The 10,215-nt window shown below is 52.7% G+C and carries 9 protein-coding genes and 1 pseudogene; 7 read left to right on the top strand and 3 right to left on the bottom strand.

Translation table 11 applies throughout. The features are described from left to right. From ABJQ89_RS00215 to ABJQ89_RS00195, 5 genes and pseudogenes are all read left to right on the top strand, one after another. Nucleotides 1–729, top strand: a pseudogene (locus tag ABJQ89_RS00215) (thymidine phosphorylase); the annotation flags it as partial. Continuing rightward, nucleotides 729–1,907, top strand: coding sequence for a phosphopentomutase (locus ABJQ89_RS00210; RefSeq protein WP_348494269.1), 1,179 nt, complete (start codon nucleotides 729–731; stop codon nucleotides 1,905–1,907). The pseudogene ABJQ89_RS00215 and the gene ABJQ89_RS00210, both read left to right, overlap by 1 nt. Next, complete coding sequence (locus tag ABJQ89_RS00205; RefSeq protein WP_348494268.1) at nucleotides 1,904–2,911, top strand: adenosine deaminase; 1,008 nt, start codon at nucleotides 1,904–1,906, stop codon at nucleotides 2,909–2,911. Before ABJQ89_RS00210 ends, ABJQ89_RS00205 begins: the two co-directional genes overlap by 4 nt. A gap of 3 nt (nucleotides 2,912–2,914) precedes the next feature. Beyond that, on the top strand, nucleotides 2,915–3,547 hold the full coding sequence (gene upp, locus ABJQ89_RS00200; RefSeq protein ID WP_348494267.1) for a uracil phosphoribosyltransferase: 633 nt from the start codon (nucleotides 2,915–2,917) through the stop codon (nucleotides 3,545–3,547). An 87-nt stretch (nucleotides 3,548–3,634) separates the two neighbouring features. Beyond that, the gene (locus ABJQ89_RS00195; RefSeq protein WP_348494266.1) at nucleotides 3,635–5,089 is read left to right on the top strand and encodes an SPOR domain-containing protein; all 1,455 of its coding nucleotides are present in this window, start codon (nucleotides 3,635–3,637) and stop codon (nucleotides 5,087–5,089) included. Nucleotides 5,090–5,365: 276 nt separating this feature from the next. Here ABJQ89_RS00195 and ABJQ89_RS00190 read toward each other — a convergent pair whose 3' ends face one another. Further along, nucleotides 5,366–6,718: a surface lipoprotein assembly modifier gene (locus ABJQ89_RS00190; RefSeq protein WP_348494265.1), complete on the bottom strand. Its 1,353-nt coding sequence runs from the start codon at nucleotides 6,716–6,718 to the stop codon at nucleotides 5,366–5,368. Between the two features lie 4 nt (nucleotides 6,719–6,722). Further along, nucleotides 6,723–7,397 (bottom strand): hypothetical protein, encoded by a 675-nt coding sequence (locus ABJQ89_RS00185; RefSeq protein WP_348494264.1) that lies wholly within the window; start codon nucleotides 7,395–7,397, stop codon nucleotides 6,723–6,725. A 238-nt stretch (nucleotides 7,398–7,635) separates the two neighbouring features. On the opposite strand from ABJQ89_RS00185, the gene ABJQ89_RS00180 reads away from it, so the two are divergent. Together ABJQ89_RS00180 and ABJQ89_RS00175 are read left to right on the top strand one after the other, a co-directional pair. Continuing rightward, on the top strand, nucleotides 7,636–9,273 hold the full coding sequence (locus ABJQ89_RS00180) for an alpha/beta fold hydrolase (protein WP_348494263.1): 1,638 nt from the start codon (nucleotides 7,636–7,638) through the stop codon (nucleotides 9,271–9,273). Next, nucleotides 9,270–9,767 (top strand): VTT domain-containing protein, encoded by a 498-nt coding sequence (locus tag ABJQ89_RS00175; protein WP_348494262.1) that lies wholly within the window; start codon nucleotides 9,270–9,272, stop codon nucleotides 9,765–9,767. The genes ABJQ89_RS00180 and ABJQ89_RS00175 overlap by 4 nt, the downstream gene beginning before the upstream one ends. A gap of 258 nt (nucleotides 9,768–10,025) precedes the next feature. Here ABJQ89_RS00175 and ABJQ89_RS00170 read toward each other — a convergent pair. Beyond that, on the bottom strand, nucleotides 10,026–10,215 hold a 190-nt coding region (locus tag ABJQ89_RS00170; RefSeq protein WP_348494261.1), incomplete at its 5' end, for a WYL domain-containing protein.

Below are 10,215 nucleotides of genomic sequence, written 5' to 3'. Positions count from 1 at the left end.
GATGGTTTGGTGCTGGACGTCAAAGTCGGCTCTGGCGCGTTTATGAAGAGCGCGGATGAGGCGCGTGAATTGGCGACGGCCTTGGTCGAGACGGCCAATATGGCAGGATGCCCGACGACGGCGTTGATCACGGATATGAATGCGCCGCTTGCGCCTGCGCTTGGCAATGCCTTGGAAGTTGCGGAAGTGATGGCGGTTTTGAGCGGTGCGCAACGTGGGCCCTTGTATGAGCTGACGCTCGCGCTCGGGGCGCAGTTGTTGTTCAGCTCGGGCCAAGCAGAGAGCGGCGATGCGGGGCGTGAAGCGTTGAGCAATGCGATTGTCAGCGGCGCGGCGGCGGAGCGCTTTGGCAAGATGGTTGCGGCGATGGGCGGGCCTTTGGGCTTTGTCGAGAACCCGCAACGCTATTTGCCCGAGGCTCCGGTCATTCGTGAAATTACGGCCGAGCAGGATGGGATTGTCACCGCGATTGATGGGGAGGCCTTGGGTCTGGCGGTTGTTGCGCTTGGCGGTGGGCGTCAGGTGGAAAGCGATCAGATCAATCCAGCGGTTGGCCTGTCTGAGGTGGTGCCACTGGGCGCAGCTGTCCGAAAAGGTCAGCCATTGGCGCGCGTGCATGCAGCACGTGAGGGGCAGGCGGATAAAGCGGTTCAATCAGTGCGCGGCGCGATTGCTTTGGGCGCAGCGGCGCCAGAGAAACATGCGCTGGTGCATGAGGTGATCGCGTAATGGCGCGGGCATTTTTGATCGTGCTGGATAGCGTTGGCTGTGGCGGTGCGCCGGATGCTGGTACGTTCTTTAACGGGGATGTGCCGGATACGGGGGCGAATACGCTAGGCCATATTATTCGCGATCATGGGCTGAACGTGCCGCATATGGATGCGCTTGGCCTTGGCGCAGCGGTGCGGCTTTCAACGGGGATCGAGACGGCAGGTTTAGACGCCAAGCCAACGGGTCGTTGGGGCGTTGCGCGTGAGATTTCACGGGGCAAAGATACGCCGTCGGGGCATTGGGAATTGGCCGGATTGCCGGTGCCATGGGAGTGGACGTTCTTTCCTGATGCGCAGCCTGCTTTTCCTGAAGAAGTGACAGTGGCGCTTTGCGCGGCGGCGGGGATGGATGGTATTTTGTGCAACGCCCATGCCTCTGGCACGGCTGTGATCGATGATCTTGGGGTGGAGCATTTGAGGACGGGTTTCCCGATTTGCTACACTTCTGCCGATAGCGTTTTGCAGATTGCAGCGCATGAGGAGAGCTTTGGGCTAGAGCGGCTTTTGCAGATGTGCCGCGACGTGGCACCGATGCTGCACGAGATGCGCGTCGGGCGCGTGATTGCGCGACCCTTTGTTGGGGACGCTGAGGCGGGTTTCAAACGCACAGCGCGCCGCCGCGATTTCGCGATTTTACCGCCTGAGCTTGTTTTGACGAATTGGGTGCAAGATGCGGGCGGGCGTGTGCACGGTGTAGGCAAGATCGGCGATATCTTCTCCATGACGGGCATCGACACCACGGTGAAAGGGCGCGATGCGGAATTGATGGCGGCGCTCGATGGCTTGGCCGAAACGGCAGGGCCGGGTGATCTTGTCTTCGCGAACCTTGTGGAATTTGATACGGAATACGGACATCGTCGCGATGTGGCGGGATATGCTGCAGCATTGGAACGGTTTGACGTTTGGCTTGGGCAGTTCCTGCCGAAATTGCGCGATGATGACCTTGTGATCCTGACTGCGGATCATGGCAATGACCCGAGCTGGATCGGCACCGATCATACCCGCGAGCAAGTGCCTGTGTTGGTGCATGGCGCGGGAGCGGGCGAGATCGGAATTTGTGGATTTACGGATGTAGCGGCGAGTGTTGCGGCGCATCTTGGAGTAGCCGCGAGCGGCACTGGAAAGAGTTTTTTATGAACGAGATGAGCGAAGAATTGGCGGGCATCCTTGATCTGCCGAAAATCGAATTGCACACGCATTATGAGGGTGCGGCGCCGCCCGCATTTATCCGTGGTTTGGCGCAGGAAAAGAACGTTGATATCTCCAAAGTGTTCAACGCGGATGGATCTTATGCGTTCAAGGATTTCGTGCACTTTCTGAGCGTCTATGAGGCGGCAACAACGGTTCTGAAATCCCCCGAGGATTTCAAGCGCCTTGGCCTTGCGATTTTGGAAGAAGCAGCCAGCAATGGCGTGATCTATATGGAAAGCTTTATCAGCCCTGATTTCTGCGGGGGCGGTGATGTAGATGCATGGCGCGACTACCTTGCCGCGATGGAGGAAGCGGCGACAGAGGCGGAGCGCGATTTCGGGATTACCTCGCGCGGGATTGTCACGTGCATTCGTCATTTCGGGCCAGAGCAGGCGAAGACGGCTGCGCTCTGCGCGGCGGAAACGGCGGGCGGCTTTATCACCGGTTTCGGTATGGGCGGGGACGAGAACCAAGGCAATCAACGCGACTTTGCCTATAGTTATGACATGGCGCGCGAGGCGGGTTTGAAGTTAACAACGCACGCTGGCGAATGGCGCGGTCCACAAGAAGTGCGCGATGCGGTGAATGATTTGCGCGTGGAGCGGATCGGGCATGGCGTGCGCGCTGCGGAAGATGCGGCGCTGGTGGATGAGCTGGCGGAAAAGGGTGTTGTGCTAGAAGTTTGCCCCGGATCGAACGTGGTCTTGGGCGTATATCCTGATTGGAAGAGCCATCCCATTGATGTGCTGCGCCGCGCGGGCGTCAAAGTGACCGTCTCGACCGACGATCCGCCCTTTTTCCATACAAATATGCGAAATGAATACCTTAACCTCGCCAATACGTTTGGTTGGGACGCCGAGGTCTTTACCGAGATTGCAAAAGCATCTGCCAATGCTGCATTCTGTGATGAAGACACACGAACACAGATTTTGAAGAAATTGGAGGCCTGAGCCATGTCAGAGCATTTGACCGTCGTCGATCACCCGTTGGTGCAGCATAAACTGACGATTATGCGCGAAAAAGAAACCTCCACAGCGGTGTTTCGCCAGCTTCTGCGCGAGATCAGTCAACTGCTTGCCTATGAGGTGACGCGCGGCCTGCCGATGACGACGAAGCCGATTGAGACGCCGATGATGGCGATGGATGCGCCGACGCTGGATGGTAAAAAACTGGCGCTGATTTCGATCCTGCGCGCGGGCAACGGTTTGCTCGATGGGGTGCTGGAATTGATCCCATCTGCGCGGGTTGGTTTTGTCGGGCTTTACCGCGATGAAGAGACGTTGCAGCCGGTTCAATACTATTTCAAAGCGCCTGACGCGCTGGAAGATCGGTTGGTGATTGCTGTTGATCCGATGCTTGCGACGGGCAATTCGTCGGTTGCCGCGATTGATTTGCTGAAGAAGGCAGGTGCCAAGAATATCCGGTTCCTCTGTTTGCTTGCAGCCCCTGAGGGCGTCGCGCGCATGAAAGAAGCGCATCCTGATGTGCCGATTGTGACCGCGTCATTGGACGAAAAGCTGAACGAGGTCGGGTATATCGTGCCAGGACTAGGGGATGCGGGTGATCGCATGTTTGGCACTAAATAGCGGCAATAATCAGCACTTAGCCCCAAGGTGTGCTAGACTCTGCCCTGAATTTGGGGCAGAGTTTGGGTTCATCTGTGGGGACAGAAAATGAACGTTAAACGATTCTTGGTAATGTCGCTTGTCGCGGCAAGCTGCGCTATTTCGGTGAGCGAAGTCAGCGCGCAAGCACTTTCACGGGATTCAGGTCCTGCCGAAATTCCGCCTGCGTCTTTCAAAGGTAGCCAATATGTGGACAGCAAAGGCTGTGTCTACATTCGCGCTGGTGTTGATGGGAACACCAATTGGGTGCCGCGTGTGTCGCGGTCGCGCGAAGTGGTTTGCGGTCTAACACCAAGCATCGCAGGCAGTGCCGCAGGAACGGCTGTCGCCGCTGCGCCGCAGTCCAATGCTCCGGTTGAAATTGGGACAAACTCTGTTGTTGCGCCAAAATCGCCTGCACCAGAAGTGGCCGCGCCGGTTGTGCAACCGAAGCGCAAAACGGTGTCCGAAGTTCTGGCGCCTAAGCCGATCAAAACGGTTGCCTCTAAACCTGCCGCCAAACCAGCGCCGGTTGTGAAACCTGCGCCGAAGAAGATTGTACGCAATGCACCGCGTGTGCAGCAAGCCCAGCCGCGGATTGTTCAGATCGCTCCCCAACCTGCGCCCGTTGCGGTCCAGCCGCGCCGCGTTGTGGTTCAGTCAAACGGTGCAAACGGACAAGTGTGTCAGGGCGCATCCTCTCTCAGTCAGCGCTACATTGGTGGTCGTGGGCTTCCAGTGCGATGTGGTCCTCAAACGACGGCCTTCCAAAACTCGCGAGCGGGCGGAACAGTTGCCGCTGGTACAACATCGGGTGTGGCCGCTGCGCCGCGCGCCGCTGCGACGGAAGGTGTGATTTACCGCAATCGCGCGGGTCAGGTTGTCACGAATGTGAGCCCGAACGCGCGCATTGTTCCGCGCCATGTATATGAGCAACAGCAAGCGGCCCACGTCGCATCGCCGACGCCCAATGGGTATCGCCCTGTTTGGGAAGATGACCGTTTGAACACAAAACGCGCGCATCAATCCCCAAAGGGTAAGGCCGCGACTGAAGTCGTGTGGTCCAAGACGGTCCCGCGCCGTTTGATCGTACGCTCTACGGGCCGTGACGTGACGCGTTCCTTCCCGGGTTTGCGTTATCCTTACACGTCGCTCGCTCAGCAACGCGCAGCGGGTGTGCAAGTTGCCGCGCCTGTTGTGTCGTCCAAGGGAACTGTGGCTAAGCGCGTCGTGCGTAAACAGCCAGCACAGGTTCAAGCGCGCACCACAACGCCGCGCAAGCCAGCGCAGGTTGCGGGTAAGAAGTTCGTGCAAGTGGGCACCTTTGGCGTCCCGAGCAACGCGCAAAATACGGCCAATCGTTTGCAGCGCATGGGACTTCCGGTTCGCATCGGTAAGTTCACCCGAGGCGGCAAGCAAATGCGCATCGTTCTGGCGGGTCCGTTTGCATCCCCAGCGCATACGAACGGCGCTTTGACCGTGCTGCGCAATGCAGGCTTTAGAGACGCATTTGCGCGCAACTAGAGCGTTTTGAAATTTTGAGAAAGGCCTCGCCAAATTGGCGGGGCCCTTTTTGTTTGGTGTGTGAATATGTTTGGGGACAAGATTCCTGATAGTCGTTGCCGCTGGCAAAGCCTGCTTTCAGGAATTTGTCAAAATTAACTCTGGAATTACGGCCCAAAACAGCCTTTCAAACTCCTCACCTATGCTGCAGTGCAAATAGTGCAAAAATGCGCCTTTCCCGCTTTCTAGTTAAAGACCAGAAGATATCGGCATTTTGTAGCAACCCACGCATTAGATTTAAAAGCTCTTCGAGATACCTAAATTGCATTCGGTGACCTTGTGTTGGAAAAAGGCGATGTTGGACTTGTTACTGCTATAAGAACAAGTGAGGCTCGGTGTGAAGCCGAGCACATTCCAATCGTTGTTTTGTAGCGAAACACTTAAACCGTAGTAGGAATCTTCACGCTCTTTGCCCGCCAAAGGGAAATCAGATTCGAATATTTTTGTGCCAACTTCGGCTCTAAATCTGGTGATAAGTCCAGAATTCCATCTGTTATTGTAACCAATAGACACGGCCAGATCACGGAATCTCGCGTGGGCTGAATTAGGCGAACCAGCATTCAAGCTAAGTCCTAAGGTATACGAAAGCGCGTGACTAAGCTGCCTAATATATCCAAGTTCCGCTCCTGAATAGCGTCCGGAATTGTGCGCTTGCTCAAAATAATTTCGGTATTCGGTTTGCGCCACGAACCTTAAGCTATCTCGTGCGGAAAGCTTTTGCCGTACTGAGAAACTCACCCCGACAGCGCGCTGATTGCTTGAATTGTTGCGCCAAGTGTACCGCACGTTGGGCGTTACAGCCAATTCAGTTCTATTGCTTAGGCGGTGTAGATGTGTGAAGCGAAGAACGCCCACAGCGCTGTCGAAACTGCTCGCCTTATATTTGTTTCCTATGAGGTTCCAGGTGATCGTGTTTCGAGAGGTCTTGGTGCCTGCGTCTCTCAGAAAACCACTCGTTCCTAGCTGTATTCCGACCCCTGATGAAGCCCTTGAAGCAGGATCAATGACAAAATCACCTATCACACTATCGTAGACGAGATCGTTGGTCCCTCGATTTACATTAGTCGATGGCAAAAAAGCGAAATGTCCGAAAATGCCAAAAGGCTGTTGATTGCTAATCGCACGTAAGTAGGTTCCGTATAGCGCCTTCATTTTTGGATCAGGTTCGACGTTATGTAACAGTTTGAACGCCCTTGCCGATGATCGGTAATTCTTCTTTACAAACAACACATGGGCAAGTTCCCGGCGCGCATTCATATGCTCCGCAGAAAGCGCCAGAGTGTCGCGCAACAGCCGTTCAGCCTTGTCAAACTCGCCTGCATGCCGCGCAATCAATGCTTCAAAGAATGTGAAGTCAGCATCCCTAGGATTTGAGCGTTGTAGAATGCTGCGAGCTTGTTCAATGTGACCCGCCTTAACTAGCGAGGAGAGTTTTGCTTCGTCCGGTCGCGCCTCGGAAACACCCGCGATGCAAAAAACAACGATCGAAAGCACGAACGCTTTTGCCAAATTCATAATATTTGTTCCGGTAGCGTGAAAAGAGGCAAAGGATAGCTCGCTACGCAAGTTACCTCGCATAGCGCGCATCATATTGTTATTCCGAAACCGCGAATTCGCCGTCTTCGATAGCTGACGTACCGGCCCCATTCGTCGTTGTTCCCGTGACAGTACCAGTCACGAGCAATGAGCCGTTGTTATCCAAAACCACGCCATCCAGGGTCGAATCAACTACCGTATCACTGATCGAAGACGTTATCGTTCCGTTCAACGTACTGGACATGGAAGTGCCGTCAATCGTGCCAGATCCAGTTAATGTACCGCCAGTGATACCTTGGGTATCGATTGTTGTTGGAAATGCGGGATCTGCTACATTAAATTCTGCGAAATCTGACGCGGTCGCCTGAACTGTTCCGGCATCAAAGTTTGCGTCAATCGTAAGGTTGCCAATAACCGCTTCGTTATCGTTTGCACCGCCAATACCGACGAAACCATCAAGTTTTTTGGTCCCCGTTGGCGCTGATGTCGGTGCCGAAATAGAATCCGATTGAATTGCTGTCGCAATTGCGTCCCTTGAGGCAAGAACATCGACCACTGTACTTTCTGTTATTGTTGAACCAACGCCAGCGCCTGCAGCTGGGGCTATTAGCAGTTGCTCTGTCGGTTCATTGTCAATGGCTTCTAGCGCGTCTCTAACTTCGTTAATTTTACTACACCCACTCAAAACAGCTACGGCGGCGACGGCGTATGATATTGTTGTAATTTCTTTCAAGGTAGTCACTCCACGAGATAAGCAGTGCGGCCAGAGGCAACACCGCTGCTCCACACCCAGATGAAACACTAATTGCGCGCTCTGCATTGGATTTCGTCACCCCATGGGGTGATGATATGAAAAAGGCTTCGACTAATTGTGCCTCAAATTCTAACGTCAGATTTAATTCGCGATCATTTGTTCAGGGAGACTGATCATTAGTTACAAAGAACTGGTCTTAAAGACCTACGAGATGTCCATGGAACCCGAACAATTGTTTGAGTTTCTAGAGCAATGGGACCGAACAACAGCAACGTCTTTGAGCGAGATGGATGACTTCGAAGATCATCTTGAGCGAGCGGCTGAAATCCTAGATCGTATTGCGCAAACAAACCCTAACGACGAAGGTCACTTAGTTCCGCCTGCGGGAATGGAAGCATTTGTGAACTTCAGAGGTGGTTTCTTGTTCAAATCTCCAGAATGGGAACGAGCGCATCCGACGGGCGCAACGCTTTATGATGTAATTCCCGAATGGCACCATGATGACGTCGAACGGACGTTTCTATTTTTGCGCAACAACAAAAATGCGGGCCCTCAACTCATAGTATGTAAATCTGACCAAGTCGCGACCAATTCGCTTCTCATGATTCAAAAAGCGAACGCTCAAGAAAGCGAACAACCCAACAAGTTCTTCGTGCGATGGCTCGTTTCAGCCTGGTCTCCGCGACTTGAGTCCTATTTTCGAGAACAGCACAATTTGACATCCGCTGAACTCAGCGTGTTTGAGCAGATGGTCAATGGTTTGTCGTTTAGGCAAATTGAAGACCGCTTCGAAAAAACGAGAGAGACCGTAAAAACTCAATCAAAATCGATCTATTCGAAACTTGGCTTTGCTGGTCGAGAGGGTGCAGTTAGGTTCGCACTTCACTTGCAACTGATAATGCCGCCAGATGTAAAGAGAAAGTCTGATCTGCTCGCCAATCTTGAGACTGAAATTCTGAATGTAAACGGACGAAAAATTGGCATTGTCAGAAAAGGCATGTTGTCTGGAAGGCCCTTCATTTTTCTTCATGGAATTGTGAGCGGATACGAGTTTGGCGAAGATTTCGAAGAACAACTTCGACAAGCTAATCTGTGTGCAATTTGCATAGAACGACCTGGCTATGGCAGATCAGACAATCCTGTATCGAGCGATCAAATTCTAGAGGAGTGGCTCAATTTATTTCCTGCGATCTTAGATTCACTTAGGCTGGAAGAATGCTGCCTGGTGACACATGCGTCAGGTGCAATTTACGCAGCATCAACACTGCATAGCTTTCCTGACAGAGTTTGCAGAGGCATCGGAATTTCATCAGGCGTACCAAACTTTACAGGGAGCGTTCAGAAAGGCCTGCCAGTCTCGCACAGATTCCTACATTGGTGTTTGCGCAATTCCTCTGTTGCGATCAATTTTTATACCAAAATATATGCGGAGTATTTAAATAAAGATGCAAACTTGGAAAAATTGGTCCTCAACAACTACAGCGAGAGCGCACCCGATAAGCTGGCCCTTGACGTGGGCGACAATCTTCAATGCGCAGTCGCTGGCTACAAGTTGTTAGAGCGCCCAAAACTCAAAGGAATGTTTGGCGATATAAAGGCCATGTGGGTGAATTTGAAGAGATGGCAAACGTTGTTGGAAACCAATGAGAATACAGCACATTTCCATCATATTTGGGGTGCTGAAGACCCCATGATCGCTCATGACGACTGCAAAGCCTATTGCGATACCTATCCATTCACGTCTTGGAGTATCATAGAAGGCGGTGGACACTTGCTACAATTCACGCACGCACATCAAGTCGTTCACAAAATTGAACTCATGGTTCAGAACGACCAAGCATGGAACCAAAATTGACAGAACTTGCAACTTCACCGCCAGCCCAAATTTTGTTCTTGATCACGATCACCATTTTGGATGGTGTTTTCGGCATCGGGCTATTCTTCAGTGGGCTTCTCATCGTCGGGGCTACAGTTTATCAATATAACAACGACTTATTAACGATCTGGCAAATGTGCGCTAGTATCTTAGTGGGCGCAATTATCGCAGACAATATTGGCTTTCAGTTGGGACGTCGCGCAAAAAGGCTTGGTCGCAAATTGCCCTTTAACCAAAAATACGTAGAAAAATTTTATGGGTTTGTCGAAAAACTAGGGAAGTGGGACATACTTGTGGTAATTTTTGGTCGAAGCTTTGCCTACTCTCGTCCGATTGCACCTTTTGTGGTCGGGTTTTCAGAGACAACGCAAATCAAATACCTATGGATGTCCTTTGTCTCGGCAACATTGTGGGTGGGAACATGGACAAGCATTGTTTTTCTCAGCGTAGAAGGTTTTGACGCTCTTAATTGAGTTAGTTATTGGCGAACGATCAGCCGTTCCTACCTTGAGGTTAATACAAAAGTTAGTACCGCTGTGCATGTTAATTTCTTGTTCGAGAGAGCCATTTTGTTGCACCCGCAGCGAACGTCTCCTTTCCGCCCTTAGCAACGTTTCGTTGACTAAGCCGCGTTTGGAAAGTGGCCATTGGGTACGCCTACGGCAGGCGGAGTTGTTCGCTTAAACTATCTCAGATCTTTGGGGCCACGAGGATCAGTCTCGTTTCCACGTTCAAAGGTAGGCGGCGTAGTCTTTCATCCATTCGGCGCGGAGGGCGTCGCTTTGGCCTGCGAAACGGTCCGGTAGGACGTGGTAGCGGGTGAAGCGGTCGGGTCGGAAGTTGCGGAAATCTGCGCGGAGTTCGCACCATGCGGCGAGCACGATCACTTCTGAATGATAGGCGATGGCGATGGGGAAAATG

Source organism: Planktotalea sp., from assembly GCF_039984035.1.
Taxonomy (GTDB): domain Bacteria; phylum Pseudomonadota; class Alphaproteobacteria; order Rhodobacterales; family Rhodobacteraceae; genus Planktotalea.
Note: the sequence above shows the minus strand (reverse complement) of the source record. Positions and strands in the feature narration are given on the sequence as shown.

Coding starts and splice junctions, on each gene's coding strand:
- ABJQ89_RS00210 (WP_348494269.1), top strand. CDS start 729: ATGGCGCGGGCATTTTTGATCGTGCTGGATAGCGTTGGCTGTGGCGGT.
- ABJQ89_RS00205 (WP_348494268.1), top strand. CDS start 1,904: ATGAACGAGATGAGCGAAGAATTGGCGGGCATCCTTGATCTGCCGAAA.
- upp (WP_348494267.1), top strand. CDS start 2,915: ATGTCAGAGCATTTGACCGTCGTCGATCACCCGTTGGTGCAGCATAAA.
- ABJQ89_RS00195 (WP_348494266.1), top strand. CDS start 3,635: ATGAACGTTAAACGATTCTTGGTAATGTCGCTTGTCGCGGCAAGCTGC.
- ABJQ89_RS00190 (WP_348494265.1), bottom strand. CDS start 6,718: ATGATGCGCGCTATGCGAGGTAACTTGCGTAGCGAGCTATCCTTTGCC.
- ABJQ89_RS00180 (WP_348494263.1), top strand. CDS start 7,636: ATGGAACCCGAACAATTGTTTGAGTTTCTAGAGCAATGGGACCGAACA.